The 17,746-nt window shown below is 47.9% G+C and carries 14 protein-coding genes; 12 read left to right on the top strand and 2 right to left on the bottom strand.

What is annotated here, in order from left to right; translation table 11 throughout:
- Window positions 1-258: 258 nt before the first annotated feature.
- The 3 genes from gabT (at window position 259) to R6242_RS06170 (ending at window position 6,753) form a co-directional block, all read left to right on the top strand.
- Window positions 259-1,536, top strand: a complete 1,278-nt coding sequence (gabT, locus tag R6242_RS06180) for a 4-aminobutyrate--2-oxoglutarate transaminase (protein WP_318425094.1) — start codon at window positions 259-261, stop codon at window positions 1,534-1,536.
- Window positions 1,537-2,136: 600 nt separating this feature from the next.
- Window positions 2,137-3,597 (top strand): NAD-dependent succinate-semialdehyde dehydrogenase, encoded by a 1,461-nt coding sequence (locus R6242_RS06175; RefSeq protein WP_318425091.1) that lies wholly within the window; start codon window positions 2,137-2,139, stop codon window positions 3,595-3,597.
- Window positions 3,598-3,990: 393 nt separating this feature from the next.
- The gene (locus R6242_RS06170; RefSeq protein WP_318425087.1) at window positions 3,991-6,753 is read left to right on the top strand and encodes an insulinase family protein; all 2,763 of its coding nucleotides are present in this window, start codon (window positions 3,991-3,993) and stop codon (window positions 6,751-6,753) included.
- Between the two features lie 60 nt (window positions 6,754-6,813).
- On the opposite strand, the gene R6242_RS06165 is transcribed toward R6242_RS06170, so the two are convergent.
- Window positions 6,814-7,350 (bottom strand): DUF2087 domain-containing protein, encoded by a 537-nt coding sequence (locus R6242_RS06165; protein ID WP_318425085.1) that lies wholly within the window; start codon window positions 7,348-7,350, stop codon window positions 6,814-6,816.
- A gap of 220 nt (window positions 7,351-7,570) precedes the next feature.
- Window positions 7,571-8,473 (bottom strand): transcriptional activator NhaR, encoded by a 903-nt coding sequence (gene nhaR, locus R6242_RS06160; protein WP_318425083.1) that lies wholly within the window; start codon window positions 8,471-8,473, stop codon window positions 7,571-7,573.
- Window positions 8,474-8,817: 344 nt separating this feature from the next.
- On the opposite strand from nhaR, the gene R6242_RS06155 reads away from it, so the two are divergent.
- From R6242_RS06155 to R6242_RS06120, 9 genes are all read left to right on the top strand, one after another.
- A complete protein-coding gene (locus tag R6242_RS06155) occupies window positions 8,818-9,660 on the top strand; it encodes a M48 family metalloprotease (protein ID WP_318425080.1) in 843 nt (280 codons plus the stop codon).
- A gap of 22 nt (window positions 9,661-9,682) precedes the next feature.
- Window positions 9,683-10,639 (top strand): TerC family protein, encoded by a 957-nt coding sequence (locus R6242_RS06150; RefSeq protein WP_318425077.1) that lies wholly within the window; start codon window positions 9,683-9,685, stop codon window positions 10,637-10,639.
- Between the two features lie 104 nt (window positions 10,640-10,743).
- On the top strand, window positions 10,744-11,682 hold the full coding sequence (locus tag R6242_RS06145; protein ID WP_318425074.1) for a sodium-dependent bicarbonate transport family permease: 939 nt from the start codon (window positions 10,744-10,746) through the stop codon (window positions 11,680-11,682).
- Window positions 11,682-11,990: a P-II family nitrogen regulator gene (locus tag R6242_RS06140; RefSeq protein WP_318425071.1), complete on the top strand. Its 309-nt coding sequence runs from the start codon at window positions 11,682-11,684 to the stop codon at window positions 11,988-11,990. Before R6242_RS06145 ends, R6242_RS06140 begins: the two co-directional genes overlap by 1 nt.
- A gap of 260 nt (window positions 11,991-12,250) precedes the next feature.
- Window positions 12,251-14,191 carry a helicase-related protein gene (locus tag R6242_RS06135; RefSeq protein ID WP_318425070.1) on the top strand — a complete coding sequence of 647 codons (1,941 nt, stop codon included), beginning with the start codon at window positions 12,251-12,253 and terminating at the stop codon, window positions 14,189-14,191.
- A gap of 171 nt (window positions 14,192-14,362) precedes the next feature.
- Complete coding sequence (locus tag R6242_RS06130) at window positions 14,363-15,562, top strand: hypothetical protein (RefSeq protein WP_318425068.1); 1,200 nt, start codon at window positions 14,363-14,365, stop codon at window positions 15,560-15,562.
- 299 nt (window positions 15,563-15,861) lie between these two features.
- The gene (locus tag R6242_RS22275; RefSeq protein ID WP_412099668.1) at window positions 15,862-16,176 is read left to right on the top strand and encodes a 7TM-DISM domain-containing protein; all 315 of its coding nucleotides are present in this window, start codon (window positions 15,862-15,864) and stop codon (window positions 16,174-16,176) included.
- Window positions 16,112-16,693 carry a 7TM diverse intracellular signaling domain-containing protein gene (locus tag R6242_RS06125; protein WP_318425066.1) on the top strand — a complete coding sequence of 194 codons (582 nt, stop codon included), beginning with the start codon at window positions 16,112-16,114 and terminating at the stop codon, window positions 16,691-16,693. Before R6242_RS22275 ends, R6242_RS06125 begins: the two co-directional genes overlap by 65 nt.
- 7 nt (window positions 16,694-16,700) lie before the next feature.
- Window positions 16,701-17,744 (top strand): diguanylate cyclase, encoded by a 1,044-nt coding sequence (locus R6242_RS06120; protein ID WP_318425063.1) that lies wholly within the window; start codon window positions 16,701-16,703, stop codon window positions 17,742-17,744.
- The last annotated feature ends 2 nt before the right edge of the window (window positions 17,745-17,746 follow it).

Raw genomic sequence — 17,746 nt, 5'->3', positions numbered from 1 at the left:
TTAGACTTTTTTAGGTTGATCGCTGCGTAACATCCGTACTTAACTGATATCAAACATTGCTACAAAAATCACCAAAAAGGACGCAGAGAGCTGCGTCCTTTTTGCATAGACATTACCGTTGGCGATAGGATGGGGCATGGCTGGATGAATCAGGCCCAGAGGCTGACGACATACATACAGGTAACACCCCTGCAGCATGGGGCTAAGTACGCGCTATATTGCAATCAAACTTTCTAAATAAAGCAGAGGATGAAAGCTATGTTGAGCAATGCATCGTTGCAGGAAAGGAAAAACCAAGCCACTCCCCGTGGTGTGGGGGTGATGTGTGCGATCTATGCCGATCGAGCGGAGAACGCCGAGCTGTGGGATGTAGAAGGCCGCCGCTATATTGATTTTGCGGCGGGGATTGCGGTGACCAATACGGGGCATCGCCACCCTAAAGTGATCGCTGCGATGCAGGCACAGCTCGAGCGCTTTACCCATACGGCGTATCAAGTGATGCCCTATGCCTCGTATGTAGAGCTTGCCGAACGGATTAATCGGGCCACACCTGGCACGCACGCCAAGAAAACCGCGTTTTTTACTACAGGCGCAGAGGCGGTAGAAAACGCGGTAAAAATTGCGCGGGTTGCCACTGGCCGCACGGGGATTATTGCGTTTCATGGCGGTTTTCATGGGCGTACCATGATGGGCATGGCGCTGACTGGCAAAGTCTCCCCTTATAAAGCAGGCTTTGGCCCCTTTCCTGGTGATGTTTATCACCTGCCTTTCCCCAATTCCCTGCATGGCGTAAGCGTTGCAGACACCTTACAAGCGCTCAGCCAATTATTTAAGGCTGATATCGAGCCTAGCCGTGTGGCGGCCATCATCATCGAGCCAGAGCAAGGCGAGGGCGGCTTTTATGTGGCCCCTGCAGAACTGATGCATGCCTTACGCCAGCTCTGCGATGAGCACGGCATCTTGCTGATTGCCGATGAGGTGCAAACCGGCTTTGCACGCACTGGCAAATTATTTGCAATGGAACATTACGATGTAGAGGCGGATTTAATCACCATGGCGAAAGGTTTAGCCGGTGGTATGCCCTTATCTGCCGTTTGTGGCCGCGCCGAAATCATGGATGCCCCCAATCCTGGTGGCTTAGGCGGCACTTACGCGGGTAATCCGATTGCGGTGGCTGCGGCCCATGCCGTGCTGGATATTATCGAAGAAGAACAACTCTGCGAGCGGGCCAATATCTTGGGTGCGGCCGTCAAAACGCGTTTAAACGGCTTACGTGAGCGCGTGCCGCACATCGCCGAGGTGAGAGGCTTGGGGGCGATGGTGGGAGTGGAGTTTATCCGCGATGGCAGTGCCGATGTGGCATTTGCCCAGCAAGTACAGGCCAAGGCGCTAGAAAACGGTTTGCTCTTATTGATCTGTGGCAGCTATGGCAATGTGATTCGCTTTTTGTTTCCACTTACCATCAGCGATGCCTTGCTCAATGAAGGGCTGGATATTCTTGAGCAAGCGCTGCTGAGCACCGTGGTGAAATTTTAAACTTAACAAGGGATGTGACGCACAAAGACGATTTATCCACGAAAAACACTAAATGCACGAAAAAAATGGGTTAAACAAGGATAATCTCCCTCTGTTTTTTAGCTTGATGCGTCAATGAATAAATCATTAACCATTTGATAAGTACTCCAAGCTAAATTTTCTTGTATTTTAAACGGGCTAAAAAAGCATCATCCCCGAGTGTTTTTGTCGGGGATCCATCAGCGTCGCTGGATTCCCGCCTACGCAGGAAGGACGCTGCTGATTGTCGTGATACACGATAACTTATGGTGTAGTAGTGATTAAATATAATTATTAAAATAAATAAAAAGAATAACCTTTTATGTCTCTTGCTTATTTTTTGTTGTTGGTCTGAGAAGATCAATGCCAATTCTGCTAACGCGTAGGGGCGCTGCTTGCTGCGCCCTCGCTGAACAGGGCGCAGCAAGCAGCGCCCCTACAACATATTCATGGCTTTGTTTGAGAAAGAGACATAAGTAGTAAAAATGATGCGGTATCTGTTCGTGCTTTTTGTGTTTCTAGTGGATTACGTATTTTTTGATCTTGCTGCGTAACATCAGTTAATAAGCATAAGGAAACCTAATGTTGAAGCTAAAAGATGCAGATCTACTCCGCCAGCAGGCATTTATCAATGGTGTTTGGCAAGATGCTTTAGATGGAAGCCGCTTTGCTGTGCATAACCCTGCAAGCGGCGAGTTGATTGCCTATGTGCCCAATATGGGCCGCCTAGAAACGCAGGCGGGGATCGCTGCGGCCCATGTGGCTTGGGCGGGTTGGCGTAAAAAAACGGCTAAGGAGCGCAGTGGCTTGCTAAGGCGCTGGTTTGAGTTGATGGTTGAAAACACCGATGACTTAGCCGCAATCATGACCGCCGAGCAGGGCAAGCCTTTGGCGGAGTCACGGGGCGAGATTGGCTATGCGGCGTCTTTTATTGAATGGTTTGCAGAAGAAGGCAAGCGCGTCTGTGGCGATACCTTACAAACGCCTGCTGCAGATAAACGCCTCTTGGTGATTAAAGAGCCGATTGGGGTATGTGCTGCCATTACACCGTGGAATTTCCCTGCGGCCATGATTACCCGTAAAGCGGGCCCTGCCTTGGCTGCCGGCTGCACCATGATTATTAAGCCAGCAGAAAGCACACCGCTTTCTGCCCTAGCGCTAGCAGTATTGGCCGAGCGTGCGGGGATTCCTGCGGGGGTGCTCAATGTACTTACTGGCAAGCCACGCGAAATTGGTGAGGAGATGACGAGTAACCCGCTGGTGCGCAAACTCAGCTTTACCGGCTCTACCCAAGTAGGGCGTATTTTAATGGCACAAAGCGCCCCAACCATCAAAAAGCTGTCTTTAGAGCTAGGCGGAAACGCCCCTTTTATTGTGTTTGAAGATGCCGATCTGGATGCCGCCGTGCAGGGGGCGATGGCATCTAAATATAGAAATGCGGGGCAAACCTGCGTCTGTGCTAATCGCCTGTATGTGCATGATCGCGTTTACGATGCGTTTGCCACCAAATTAGTGGCTGCGGTCAGCCGCCTTAAAGTGGGTAATGGGATAGAGCCAGGCGTGGATCAAGGCCCGTTAATTAATGAAGCGGCGGTCGCAAAAATAGAAATGCATATTGCCGATGCACTGCAAAAAGGAGCAAGCCTACTATTAGGCGGTAAGCGCCATGCACTGGGGCATACTTTTTTTGAGCCAACGGTGCTCGCTGGAGTAGATAGCAGCATGTTGGTGGCCAAAGAAGAAACTTTTGGCCCATTAGCGCCTTTATTTCGTTTTCATAGCGATGCTGAAGTGATCGCAATGGCCAATGATAGCGAGTTTGGCTTGGCCAGCTATTTTTATAGCCGCGATATTGGCCGCGTTTGGCGCGTGGCCGAAGCCTTGGAGTACGGCATGGTGGGGATTAACACCGGCCTTATTTCCAATGAAGTTGCTCCATTTGGAGGCGTTAAGCAATCGGGCTTAGGCCGCGAAGGCTCTCATTACGGCATGGATGATTATTTAGTCATGAAATACCTGTGCATGGGCGGGCTAGACCAGTAAGTTTTAAACCACCCGTTGATTCGCGGCTTTGTAAGGGCACTGTGGATCGTTAAACGCTAAGCGATCAATTTAGATCTATCTATTGCAAGTATTAAAACATCGTATGGCGGGTGCAAGCCGCGTTTTTTAGCATCGCTCGCGGGTTTCACTCGCCCTACGAATGGCATATTGCTTAAGTTGATGGGCTACGCTTAAAGTCTTTGAGGGCGAGTAAATGACTAATCAGCAACCGTCTTTAGCCAGTTGGCTTGCGGCCTTGCTAGGGAGCTGCTGAGCCTGCTTGCAAAAAGGTACTTAGCCAAAATAGGCGCGATGATAAGTTTTGAATGAGAATTGATTGTTTTTAATGGCTGCCGTAATATTTGCACCCTCTGAAAGCATTGGGTGGTTTTCTTGAAAAATACAGTCAGTTTGTGCCTGCTATTGCTCTTAAATGCGCTTGCATCTGCGGCGGGCAATAAAATAGAGCAGCTTCCTGTGTTGGCGGCAGATATCCGTCATGGGCAACTGGCCAATGGCTTAAATTATTATATAAAGCCAAATGCTTTGCCTGCCGGTAAGGTTGAATTGCGGCTAATTGTAAATGCGGGCTCGATGAGCGAGGCCAAAGAAGAGCGTGGCGTGGCGCATTTGCTAGAGCATATGGCGTTTCGCCGTACCAAGCATTTTTCCCCGCAGCAACTGAAAGCTTTTTTAGAAAGCCAAGGCATGCGCATTGGCAGTGATTTTAATGCCTTCACCTCGAATGAAAGAACGATTTATCAGATCAGTGTGGCTAGCGATGCCGCGCCACAGGCCTTGCAATTATTAGCCGATTGGGCGGCTGGCATTGAGCTAGATGCGGCGGAATTAGAGCTAGAACGCGAGGTGGTGCTGGATGAAGGGCGTCAAAGCCAGTGGAGTACAGATTTTTATCAATCTTTGTTGAAAGCCATGTATCCCAAAGAGGATTATCACAAGCAGCTGGCGATGGGGGATGCAGATATCGTTAAAAATATCCCCTTGGCCAAGATCAAAGCCTTTTATCAGCGCGAGTATCAGGCTCAGCGGATGACGGTGTTGGTGGCTGGGGATGTGAAGCCACAGGCTGTTGAAGAAAACATTAAAGTGCTGTTCGCTGGCGTGGTGAAGGGCGATCTACCCAATGGCTATCCTCTTCCTGCTGAAAGCGCTGGATTACGTTTTTTTAGCCACCGAGATGTGTGGAGTGTTTCGCATCCAGTGGTAGGCTGGGGCTGGATTTTACCTGCAGAGTTGAATGGGGATGTGGACACTGAATTAGCTCAGTTTAAGCGTAGCTTACTGGGGGATTTACTCTATCAACGTCTGCTGATTCAAACGGGCAATAGCCCAATCTTAGAGGCCAGTTGGATTAATGGTCATGGTGCAAGCTTACCCACACGGCAAACCGAATTTAGTTTTTCTGTGACGGTTAAAGACAAGCAAATGAAAGAGGCTTTGCAGGCCTTGTACCGTGAATTTGAAAGAGCAAAACGCTTTGGCTTTACTCAGCAAGAGCTGGATAACACCTTTGCTAAATGGCAAAAATTGCGACCCACTCAGCTTAATCATCTTGACTGGGCCTCGCGCTTGCAAATGCATGTGCAATACGGTGAATCAGCCAGAGATTTAGCAGGCTCGCTACAGCAGCAAAAAATATTATTTGCTGCCATCAAGCCAGAAGATCTGCAAGCCGAGCTAAAACGATTATTACTTTTGCCAGATCAGCTAGCAACCGTGCTTTTGCCCCCGGCAGTGACAAGCTTCTCCTTATTTATGGACAATACCGCGCAAAAGATTGTGGATGCGGTGCAGGCTGAGCCCTTGCAAAATATTGTGGCGCTAAAGGCCGATAAGCCTCTACTCAGCAAGCCGCCACAGCCGGGTAAAATTATGGCAGAGCAAATCGATGCCGTAACAGGGGGCACGTTATTTACATTAAGTAATGGGATTGAAGTTCTTACTATTCCCCCTAAAAATACGACGGACAGAATCGGTTTTTCTGCCCGATCTATAGGCGGGATGGCGGCCTTAGGCAAGAAACTCCACCCAGCCGGTTTATCGCTGACGGACTATTTTTTAGATGCGGGATTGGGAGAGTGGAGCGGTGTTGAATTAAAACGGCAGCTTGCTGCCTCTTCATTGCAGCTACAGCCGTTTATTGGCCCTAATCAGCATGGTTTGAAGGGGGAAACCAGTGCGCAGGATCTGGAGCAATTCTTGCAATTGCAATACTTGATATGGACCGCGCCAAGGGATGATGCGGCGGTATACAAACAAAGTATGGCATTGGCTTTTCAGCAAGCTAAAGCTTCTGCAAGTTCGCTCTATATGGGGCTGAATGAAAAGCACTATGGTGAAAACTGGCCCTATCCTGATTTTTGGCATGAATATCAATTTGAAGCTGCATTTGCAGATTTTGCTGAAGCAAGAAATATCCTATTTGCTAATCCACTGGCATTTCGCTTTGTATTTACGGGTTTAAATAAGCAAGCGCAAACTAGGCAATGGATTGAAAAATACTTAGCAAGTTTGCCCACTCAGGCTCTGAGCAGCTTTAAGCCAGAGGCTTTAGCGCATGGCCGAAGCAATGAATTACACCAAACCATGCAGGAGCAGCGAGCCGTTCGTGTCTGGCATGCCTATATTCCAGTGCCTGCGACGTCGGCCAGTGCCGATATGGCAGATTTTCTGAGCCAGCTATTACAGCAGCGGCTTTGGCAAGCCTTGCGCGAAAATACTGGCGAAACGCATGGGGTTTACAGTAATTACGAGTTAAATGCTTGGCAAGGCTTATTGATAAAATTAAATTATCAAACCGATATTAAGCAATGCGATCAAGCTGCAAAAATAACCGTGGATGAAATAGCTCGTTTACGCAAAGAAACACCTAGTGTGGATGAGATTAAAAATATTCGAAATATTTTAATTAAATCGCAAAAAGAAAGAGTGGATTCACCAATACAGTATGCAGAATTTATCTCTTGGAATTGGTTGGTTGATGCCTCTTTAGTGGGTAATGCCGCGGATTATTCGCAATACACGCCTGAGCTGGTGCATAAATATGCGCGGAGCTGGCTCTCAGAGGGCTATTGGGCGGTGGGCAATATCAATTGCCAAAATACAGCTGATTTAGCGGCTTTAAGAGGGGATTGATTCGCTACAAAACATAGAGCGGCTTGGGTAGTTTTTGGCCTAAGCCGCTCTAAGCAAGGTTTAGGTGGTCGTTATGACTCTACGTTTTTGTATTTCGGCCATAAATTCAGTTAATTCCTCAGGAACACTCTGCTCCAGCCGCTGGTAAACGCGGCAATCGGGGGTGCGGGTGATGAGCTGGTCATTCACCAATTCGCGGCGCAGCAGCACATGGTCGCCGATGGCTTCTGCAGATTTAATCCACTCATTGGCAGCCTTTTCTGTCATCTCTGTTGCTGCCGGAATATTGGCCCACACCGGCCATAGGCAGTGCCGTTGCTCGGAAAACTTCTTAGGCCAGTGAATTAAGCGCCCCTGCTCATCAAAATGCTTGAGTAGACGTTTTGTTAGCGCAGATTGCGTACTGGCAGGCAAGGGGGCAGGTGCTTCTGCGGCGGCGCGCAGATGCTGAAAATTACTAAAGCCCGCAGCACGCGCTAGCATATTTAAAATTTGTAAATGGCCGGGAGCGGTAGGCTCAGCAGCCCATTGCTGCTTTAATGAGCGGGCTAGGGCAGAGATATCAGAGGTATAAAAAGGGTAGGTGGTGCGCGACATGGTCGAATTCTCCTGTCGTGCCGAAGTCGTTGAGACTGCCGCTGGTCGCCGTTACGGCTTGGCACTAGGGTTCGGGCCAAGCAAAAGTTTCAAATATTTTTCGCCATAACAGGTTTAGCGTGCTTCAAGATGAAGCGGCGACGCCTAGGTGAACTGCAGACCTAGCCGCATCATAACTTAAAAGTAGTTTTGGATTCAAGGTGTTGTAAGTATTTAAGTATTACCCTTTCTGCATCAATAGCGATCGCCTTGCAGCTTCACTGACAGCCAAGACCGCTGGGTGGCTAAGCCTTCTTTCTACTGAGATGGCAAAATAGTTGACCTGTACGCTTGAAACATGGCCGATTAATTGGGCTCCGTGCTGGCTGAGGATTTCTTCTTCCATAATGGCGGGCGCAGCAAAAACCCCTGCTCCGGCTTTGCCAAAAGCCTTCATTAGCGCGCTATCGTCAAATTGCCCCACTATTTTTGGGCTAATTCCTTGCTCTTGAAACCAGCGTAAAAGCGGCGCTTGCATCGCTACTTTATCGCCAGGGAAAAGCACGGGCGCGTCTTTTAGCGATTGTGGAAAACCACTGCGATAGCGCGTAGCAAGTTCTGCCACCGCATAAAAAGCGATGCCACATTTACCTAAGGCATGGTTATAACCCTTCACCCCCAGCTCTGAGGGAAGGGGCTGATCGGCAATCACCAAATCAAGCTTATGGATGGCCAGCTCGGCAAAAAGGCGCTCCAGTTTGTCTTCATAGCAAATTAAGCGCACCGGCTCTGCCAGCGTAATCGCCGGGGCTAAAAGCTGGTAAGCAATGGATTTGGGTACAGCATCAGCCACTCCAACTTTAAAGACTAATTCAGGGCTAGCTGCGCCACTTTTTAGTGATTGCTCTAGCTGATTGCCAATCTGAAATATTTCTTCGGCCTGCGTTTGCGCCAGTTTGCCTGCTGAAGTGAGCTCCAAGCGCCTGCCTACGCGGCGAAATAGATCCGTACCTAATGAGGTTTCTAACTCTGATATTTGGCCGCTAATGGTTTGCGGGGTGAGATGAAGCTGTTCGGCGGCACGCGTAATGCTGCCCACTTTGGCCACATTCCAAAAATAGTAAAGCTGTTTGTAATTCATCATGCTGCTTGGCTCTATGATCAGTTTTTTACGAACTATTAATCAATAATAATCTGATTTTCTTTGTGGAAGTGCAAGGTTAATATCAAGCCCATGGGTTTTAATTGAATAAGATTGTCGATTAATATTCAGTTGATTCACCTAGATTGATAGAAATAGTCTTTTGTTTTTGTAAGTTAACAAGTGGATTTTTAGCTTTTAATCGTCAGAAAAACATGGATTGACCGCTCACAGACTCAATTCCTAAGCTATTTAAAGTGATAAGGCTAAATCCTGTAAGCTTACATTGAAGCGCTTGCCATTGGGGTGAGCGGCCCTAGGGCCAGCGGTAATGTAAGGAGTAGATCATGAAAAGGCTGAGTGTGTTTTTTTTAAGTAATGGGGTGCTAGTACTGTTGTTGTCGCACGGTATTTGCGCGTTACAGCCTTATTTTAATGTTTTAAGCTTTGATCTTTTTGTGTGGTTTTGCGCCTTCCTGTACTTGGGTGCTGCCTTTGTTGCATTTGCTATTTCAAAGCACAAAGCGCAGCAATTATTGGCCGCCAAACCGCTAAAAATCCCCAGTAATTCAGCAGAGTCTTGGCTGCTTGCTACGGTGGCAAAGCAGGCTAAATTGGCAGGTATTCGTGGGCCAGCGGTGGCTATTTATGATTCGGTTGATATCAATGCGTTTGCATCAGGGCTATCAAAGCACCATGCTTTAATCGCTGTTTCTTCTGGTTTATTGTGGCGTTTACCCACTTATGAAGCAGAGGCGGTGCTGGCTCATGAAATTAGCCATATTGCTAATGCGGATATGACTAGGCTGATTATGATGCAAGGGCTAGCCAATATTTTGGTGGTGGTGTTTGCCTATCTTCTTGCCAATCAATTTGTCATGCCCCATTTTCAAGAGTGGGTCACTGTGGCCGTGTTTATTGCCGTGATTGCGATGGGTTTGATGTTGGCGGCACTCGCGGTAATGTGGTTTTTGCGGCGTATAGAATTTTTAGCCGATTTAAGCGGAGTAAGGTTAGCGGGGGGTGAGGCCATGATTGCCGCTCTGGAATTTTTAAATGGCGTACCTAGCCCAGAGCAGCCGCAAGCTGCACTTGGAATTGCAGGGAGTATTGAGCTTGGTGTAAAACGCCTATTTATGTCGCATCCCTTGCTCAGTGAACGGATTTTGGCACTAAAGTTAAGGCATTAATTTTATAAAATAGGAGAGTGATATGGATGCAGCCGTTTCAATCGGTGAGCCGTGGATGTGGGCTAGTTTTATTGGCTTTGTATTGGTGATGCTGGCTCTTGATTTATTTGTATTCGGCGGCGGTAAAGTACACAAGGTGAGTATTAAAGAGGCGGCGAGTTGGTCCTTGGTATGGATTAGTTTAGCGCTGTTATTTAATGCCGGTATGTGGTGGTATTTAAATGGCACGGTAGGCGCGGAGATTGCTGATCGAAAAGCGCTGGAGTTTTTTACCGGCTATGTGATTGAAAAATCGCTCTCGGTTGATAATGTATTTGTATTTTTATTGATTTTCTCGGCTTTTAATGTGCCCGCAGAATATCAACGCAGGGTCTTGGTTTACGGTGTAGTTGGTGCGATTGTGATGCGGGCAGTCATGATTTTGGCCGGTGCCTGGGTGGTCCGTGAATTTAACTGGATTCTGTATTTCTTTGGTTTCTTCTTACTGGCAACAGGGATAAAAATGTTATTTACGGCGGATTCAGAGCCGGACATGACGCAAAACCCTGTACTTAAATTAGCCAGAAAATACCTAAGGGTGAGTGATACTCATCATGGTGAGCAATTTACCGTGATGCAAAATGGCGTGCGCTATTTTACCCCGCTATTTTTAGTGCTGATTTTGGTAGAAGTATCGGATGTTGTATTTGCGGTGGATTCTATTCCGGCTATTTTTGCGATTACAACTGATCCATTTATTGTTTTTACCTCTAATATCTTTGCCATTATGGGTTTAAGAGCGCTGTATTTCTTATTAGCGGATATGGCTGATCGCTTTCATTTACTTAAATACGGCTTGGCGCTGGTGTTGGCCTTTATTGGTACCAAAATGCTGATTATGCCTTGGTACCATATGCCGGTTATGGTTTCGCTATCGGTGGTGGGGATATTGATTGGCGGCAGCGTGGCGGCTAGCTTATATCTAACGCGTAATCGCTGATTACGCTGCTTATCGCGAAGAAGCTAGCTGGCCTAGCTTCTTTTTGCAAGCGCGAAGGAATGGTCAATTGGGCTTTCTGCCCAGCTTTTAATAGGGATAAGTGAATGATTGATGTTGTGGTGATGTTTTTCTTACTTGGACTTGCTGCAGGACTTATGCGCTCTGATTTAAAACTGCCAGCGGCTTTATATGAGTCACTGGCCGTTTTTTTATTACTCGCCATTGGTTTAAAAGGCGGGTTGGGACTGGCACAGCAACCCATCTTGCCGCTGCTGCCACAGCTTGCATTAGTGATTGGCCTTGGTGCGGTGCTCACTTTGATCGGTTTTACTGTGCTGAAAGGTTTTGGCAGATTAAATAGGGCCGATGCGGCCTCTATGGCTGCGCATTATGGCTCGGTCAGCGTTGCCACTTATGCCGTGGGTGTGAATTGGCTAAGTAGTCGCCAAATTGCATTTGAATCACAAATGGTCATTTTTTTGGCTGTGATGGAAATCCCCGCAATTTTGGTGGGGATTGTGCTGGTACGTGGTATGGGCAAAGACACGCAATGGGGCAAGCTGGCGCATGAAACTTTTTTAGGTAAAGGCGTAGTGTTGTTACTGGGTGGGATGGCCATTGGTTGGGCTGCGGGGCCAGAAGGGCTAGCACCCATTAAGCCGCTGTTTTTTGATTTATTTAAAGGGGTGTTGGCATTGTTTCTATTAGAAATGGGCCTGATTGTGAGCCGCCAGTTTGATGAAATTAAAAAACGCGGTGCCTTTATTCTAGCGTTTGGCGTATTGATGCCCTTGTTTTCTGGTGCACTGGGTTTGTTCTGCGGCTTATTGCTGGGCCTCTCTGTGGGTGGGCTTACCTTACTGGCCACTTTGGCCGCCAGTGCTTCATACATTGCGGTGCCAGCCACAATGCGTTTAGCCGTGCCTGAGGCGAATCCGGTTATTTCGCTTGCCGCTGTTTTAGGCGTGACTTTCCCATTTAATGTTGTGTTTGGGATTCCTTTATATCATCGCTTAGCCACGCATTTTTACGGAGCATTTTGATGACCATCCATACAGAACTACGCACCCTGCTAACCGCAATTACGGAGGCTGCTGTGGAGCAGGTATTGCTGCGCGATCTTCAGCAATTAGGCATCAAGGCCTACACGATATCTGATGCGCGTGGCCGAGGCATGCATGGCTTAAGGGATGGCGCTTGGGGTAAATCGGCCAATATACGCGTTGAAATGATTTTGCCGCGTCCACAAGCTGAAAGTACGCTGCTGTTTTTGCAAGAACACTATTTTACTAACTTTGCCATGGTGGCGTACCTGCAGGATGTGGAGGTGATTCGAGCCGACAAATTTTAACAATGCGTGAGTTCACGAGTAATCCTGTGATACAGCGGCTAGTGCTTGGGGCTTTTCTGATGGGTTTAGCGCTTGTTGCGTGGTTGGTGTTTTTGCTGCCTACAGAAAGTGGGTTTGTTTATCGGGCCAGTTGCTTTATGTGGCATTAGTCGTGTGGCGGGAATGGCTGGAGGATGAGCGTGCTTGACCCTCAGCAAGGGTTACAGGCTGTATACTTCGGCGCTTATAGGCGCACGCCATTTATATTATCGTAGGAAGCCATGACTGAACCCTTGATCGACACCCCAGACATTTTGCAAATCAATCATTATCTGCAGCTGCATCACGCCACGCTGGTGACTACCGATGGCTGCTATGCCGTATCGGTGCAGGGGGAGATTGAGCTGGGCGGGCGGCAGATTGCTTATCATCTGGTGCCAGATGAAGGTTTTTTGGGTAAAACCAGCAAGTGGCGCAAGCTGGATGCTGCGGCGCGTTTTGAGATGCTCAAAGCGCGTTGGAATAATGAGGCCCGCGCCAAGCTTGAGGCGCAGCTATTACACTGCGCTGAGCAAGTGCTGGCGATTGCCAATGATTTTGAGCTAGACCCAAGCAGCACCTTTACCGCGTTTCAGGCTAAATATGAGCTGGCGCGGTTTCGCTGCCAACTGGCCTTGGATCGGATTGCTGCACAAAAACTGGGCAAAACGGCCACGCGGCAAGAGGATAAAACCCATAATGCGGTCAATTTATCGCTCTACCCCGAATCCTTTACCGTGGCGCAGGCCATGCCTCGGCACTTTATTGCTATTTTAGGCCCAACCAATTCGGGCAAAACCCACGCCGCCATGCAGCATTTACTCAAAGCTAAATCGGGTGTGTATCTGGCCCCTTTACGCTTGCTGGCTTTAGAAAACTATCGCCGTCTCTCTGAGGCGGGCGTGGCGGTGAGTTTAATTACCGGCGAGCAAAGAAAGCTGCACCCAGAAGCCACTCACGTAGCCAGCACGGTAGAAATGCTTAATCCCAATCGGATGATTGAGGTGGCGGTGATTGATGAGATTCAGCTTTTAGAAGATCAGGATCGTGGTGCGGCTTGGACGGCGGCAGTGTGTGGTGTACCGGCCAGTACCGTGTATTTGCTGGGCGCATTAGAGGCCCAGCCTGCCATTGAATCCCTAGTCAAACGCGTAGGCGGCACGCTGGAAGTGCGCAAATTAGAGCGTATGTCGCCGCTGGAAATGGAGAAAAAACCGCTAGGCTCGCTATCTAATTTGCAAGCTGGCGACGTGCTGATCGCTTTTTCCCGCCGCGAAGTGCTGAACTGGCGGGATCAGGCGATTGAGCAGGGCTTTAAGGTTTCTGCCATTTACGGCAATTTATCCCCTGAAGTGCGCCAAGCACAGGCCGAGCGATTTATTGATGGCACCACCAAAATTGTGGTTGGTACCGACGCCATCGGCATGGGCCTCAATACCCCCGCTAGGCGGATTATTTTTACCACCGCCAATAAATGGGATGGTTACGCCGAGGGTACTATTGCCGCATCGCTAGCCAAGCAAATTGCTGGGCGGGCAGGGCGCTTTGGCGAGCATGAAGCGGGCTTTGTGGCGGGCTTAGATGCTAAAACCCACCAAATGATTGCCGAGCTACTTAAGCAAAAAATAGAGGCTTTACCGGCAACCGGCTTTTTTGTATCGCCAAACCTCGATTATTTGCAGCAGATTTCTGGCGCAACCGGCGAAACCAAATTGCAGCCGCTGCTCGAGCTATTTGCCAAGCATATTAATGTGCACGATGAGTTTTTCTTACCGGCCAATTTAAGCGAGCAAATCGAAAAAGCCCGCTGGCTAGATACCTTGCTCTTGCCGCTTACCGATAGATTTGTGTTTAGCCTTTGCCCCATTTCCACTAAATTTGCCATGCTAGAATCAGCATTCAAAGACTGGACGCAAGCCAGAGCCAAGCGCAAAACCGTGCCACTGCTGCGCATGGATGGCCTAGGCGGGCGCAATGAGCTGCAATATTTAGAAGACACCTGCAAGCTCTATTCTGCCTATGCTTGGCTGGGCTTTAGAATGCCGGATACCTTTCCTAGCGGTGAAATGGCCGAATCTTTGATGCAATCCACTTCAGAGAAAATTGACCAACTGCTACAAAAGCAAAACACCAGCCGCCGGCCAAGCCCCGTAGGCAAAAGTCGCCGTGGCGGCAAATGGTGATATTAATGTAGGGTGGGCACGATTGTGCCCACGTGGAAATAGCTAACATTGCCACGCGTGGGCACAAAATCGTGCCCACTCTAAGTTGCAGCAGCAATCAAACTATATGTGGATACCCTGTTAATTTTCATCTAGAACTAGGAGCAATTCCTATTCTTTTGCGAGGTTTTCATGCGTGCCATGTATCTGTGCGTGCTGGGCTGCGCCAGCCTGACGTATGCCGCAACCCCCCCTAAGGCAACGCCACCCGTGGCGCAAGTTTGGATGGATTTGGCCACTTACTCAGGCTCGATGATGCCTGTTGGATTAGGCGGAATGGGTGGATTATTGGGCGGGATGTTTGGGGGAGGCAAGGGCGGTAATGTCTTTGGTAATACCCAGACAGGCCAGGTGGGGCGCTGGATGGATGTAACGCTAAGCACGCGCAAAAACCCGAATCTGCAAGAAGGCATACAAAAAGTACCTGCCGCTAGTCAACTAGCACTTAGCTTAAGTTTGCTCAGCCCACAGGAAGGCAAGCCGGTTCCCGCCACTGAAGGCGATGATGAAGCCGCCCCTGCCCCCGAGTTTCAGCGGCCTAAGGGTAAAATTTTGCTGTATTGGGGCTGTGGTAGCGAGGTACGTAAAGGCCAGCCGCATGTGCTGGATATGGCAACGGCCAGCATGGCGGAATTTGCCAAGGTTTTTCAAAGCCGTCGAGCCACCACGCGCGGCGCGCATAGTACGCTGGGCCGCCCAATTTGGCCTAATAAAAGCGATAGCCGCATGATTAGCGACGGCGCCTCTTTGCAAGGCGAGCACGAGTTTAGCGGGGATGGCGTGCCCGATGGCTTAAAATTTAGCCTAGATGCTCAGCACGATTTAATGCCTGCCATTGATTTAAAGCAGCGCGATGAAGGCCAGGCGGTGGTGTTTAATTGGCAGGCCATGCCGCAAGCAAGAGCGTGGTTTATGGCTAGCATGAGCATGAAAAATCAAGATGAAATGGTGTTTTGGAGCTCTAGCGAATTGCCCGATACCGGCTTTGGCCTGCTGGATTACCAGCCTAATACCGCGATTGATCGCTGGCTAAAAGAAAAGGTTCTGCTCCCTGCCAGCAGCACAGAATGCAAAGCGCCCAAAGAAGCCGTTGGCCAAGGCATGTTGCGCATTATTGCCTATGGCGATGAGCTTAATCTAGCTTACCCGCCTCGCCCTAAAGACCCCAAAGCCGTATGGAACCCACAGTGGGCGGCAAAAATTCGGCTGAAATCTATGGCGACCAGCATGATGGGCATGCCCGCCATGCAGCATGCGCCAGATGGTGAAAAATCAGAAAAGCCTAAATCGCCTAATGCGGTGGATTTATTAAAGGGGATTTTTGGGATGTGAAGCATTAAAAAGTTTCTTCAATAGCTACGTAGGGGCGCTGCTTGCTGCGCCCTTTTCAGCGAGGGCGCAGCAAGCAGCGCCCCTACGAGTTAACTCTATTCACGTTGATATGCTCAGACAAACGACAAAAAATGAGCAAGAGACATAATCAGGTTTTATTTTGTCAGATTTCTATTGTTTAGCGTTTAAAATAGTAAGTAATTGTTAATTTGCTACTAGTTAGTGTTTTTTATTTATTATTTCATATTAATATTTTAAAATGAATTATTGGATAAAACAGAGTATTAAAATAACAATATATGCTTAAATTGCTTATTGTCTTGTTTGTGTGTGGCCTACCTTCGTTGATTATGGCGAATCAGGCTGCTTCACCTTTGGTTTTAAACGCAAATAGCAGCGGGGGTGCAATCAATGGGCAGCTAGAATATTTTATTGATCCCACTGAAAAAATGAGCTTTGATGAGGTCCGTTCCAAGGCGGATTTTACGGCTTGCCAAGGGCGTACTGTTTTAGCTCAGATCCACCATCCAGTTTGGTTTCGTTTAAAACTTGAGCGAACGCCAAACACGTCTAAACGCTGGTGGATTGATTATTCCTTATTTACCCCCCCCTGAATTATGGTTCTATGCTCCCGATGAAAAAGGCAATTACACGGTTAAAAAATCAACTAAGCTGAGCCTGCTCACCACCCGCAGCGAGACTAACCCTCAGTACTTACTTCCCTTTGATTTTAATCATGAATTGTCTACTACTCTTTATTGGCGGGCAACAAGCTATAGCGCTTATATATTCCCCTTAAAAGTTTGGCAATTAGAAGATTGGACCGATAAGGCATTAAAAAAATATCTATTCTATGGTGCCTTAATGGGGGTCATGCTTGGCTTAGCTATTTATAATTTATTAATATATTTTAGGCTGAAAGACCGTATTTTTTTGATTTATTTTTTTACTATTATAAGTTATATGTTTTTTACTTTGAATATTAGCTCCTTAGGGTGGAGGACGATAGGGTTGGCCGAGCTGCACCAATATTTTGGCATTACCTCTATTGTGGTTGCAATTACGGGGATGTTTTCAATACTATTTGCAATTTCTTTATTGGGTAATTATAAGCAAAAAAAAATGGTTTGATTTTATTATGTATGCAGCAGTGCTTGTTTACCTGTTTGCGCTTGGTTTAGTGGCTTTGGGGCGATTTACTGAGGCAGAAAAATTCACCCAATGGGCAGGTGCATTATGGCTTCCGCCAGTATTGTTAATGTCTATTTATTTAAGCTTTAAAGGCTCACTCTGGGCAAGATATTATTTGCTAGGCGAGGGGCCAACTGTTGTTGGTAATGGTTTATTAGTGATGGTGACTCAAGGCGTAATTGAGGCTAATTCATTTAATACCAAATTTTATTTTATTGCCGGTGCTTGGAGTGCTATTTTGTTTTCTCAAGCCTTGGCTGAAAAAGTAAATAGCCTAAAAAGAGAAAAAGCTGCCGCATTACGTGTAGCTGTTGCAGAAAAAACAGCACGTTTATTGGAGGCCGAAGAATATAAAAACTCTTTGGAAGAAAAAGTAAGCCTCAGAACCAAAGAATTATCAGTAGAAGTATTAATGCATAAAATCACTTCACAGCAATTACGTGTTAGCCAAACTAAGCTAGAGGAAATGGCATATAGCGATGCATTAACGGGCCTGCCAAATAGAAGAATGTTTCAAGATCGATTAGTGCAAGCATTCACTTGGGCACAAAGGCAGCAGTGTGAATTTGCCTTGGCCTTGGTCGATCTAGATCACTTTAAGCGAATCAACGATAGTATGGGGCATGGTGCAGGCGATCAGCTTTTGCATTTGGTGGCACAGCGTTTAAATTATGCGCTACGCCATTGCGACACGGTGGCGCGTTTGGGTGGCGATGAATTCGCTTTGATTTTTACGGCACCGATTAGCCGAGAAGGCGCAATCACTATTTGCCAGCGTATTTTGGCCAGTTTTGATGAGTTGGTGGTGATTGACGGCCAATTAGTGCAAGTAGGAATGAGCATTGGCTTGGCGTGGTATCCGGCCGATGGGGACGATATGGATGCCTTGATTGGCTCGGCCGATGTGGCGCTGTATAAGGCTAAAGCGGCTGGGCGGCATACATTGCGTTATGCTGGCTACCTTAGCGATGAGCCAAAATTAAATTCTTAACT

It is taken from the genome of Iodobacter sp. CM08, from assembly GCF_033446605.1.
Lineage (GTDB): Bacteria > Pseudomonadota > Gammaproteobacteria > Burkholderiales > Chitinibacteraceae > Iodobacter.
This window is presented reverse-complemented; position numbering and strand designations above follow the sequence as displayed.

Excerpts from the sequence above, each read along its gene's own strand:
- gabT (WP_318425094.1), top strand. The coding sequence starts at position 259 with ATGTTGAGCAATGCATCGTTGCAGGAAAGGAAAAACCAAGCCACTCCC.
- R6242_RS06175 (WP_318425091.1), top strand. The coding sequence starts at position 2,137 with ATGTTGAAGCTAAAAGATGCAGATCTACTCCGCCAGCAGGCATTTATC.
- R6242_RS06165 (WP_318425085.1), bottom strand. The coding sequence starts at position 7,350 with ATGTCGCGCACCACCTACCCTTTTTATACCTCTGATATCTCTGCCCTA.
- nhaR (WP_318425083.1), bottom strand. The coding sequence starts at position 8,473 with ATGATGAATTACAAACAGCTTTACTATTTTTGGAATGTGGCCAAAGTG.
- R6242_RS06155 (WP_318425080.1), top strand. The coding sequence starts at position 8,818 with ATGAAAAGGCTGAGTGTGTTTTTTTTAAGTAATGGGGTGCTAGTACTG.
- R6242_RS06150 (WP_318425077.1), top strand. The coding sequence starts at position 9,683 with ATGGATGCAGCCGTTTCAATCGGTGAGCCGTGGATGTGGGCTAGTTTT.
- R6242_RS06145 (WP_318425074.1), top strand. The coding sequence starts at position 10,744 with ATGATTGATGTTGTGGTGATGTTTTTCTTACTTGGACTTGCTGCAGGA.
- R6242_RS06140 (WP_318425071.1), top strand. The coding sequence starts at position 11,682 with ATGACCATCCATACAGAACTACGCACCCTGCTAACCGCAATTACGGAG.
- R6242_RS06135 (WP_318425070.1), top strand. The coding sequence starts at position 12,251 with ATGACTGAACCCTTGATCGACACCCCAGACATTTTGCAAATCAATCAT.
- R6242_RS06130 (WP_318425068.1), top strand. The coding sequence starts at position 14,363 with ATGCGTGCCATGTATCTGTGCGTGCTGGGCTGCGCCAGCCTGACGTAT.
- R6242_RS22275 (WP_412099668.1), top strand. The coding sequence starts at position 15,862 with ATGCTTAAATTGCTTATTGTCTTGTTTGTGTGTGGCCTACCTTCGTTG.
- R6242_RS06120 (WP_318425063.1), top strand. The coding sequence starts at position 16,701 with ATGTATGCAGCAGTGCTTGTTTACCTGTTTGCGCTTGGTTTAGTGGCT.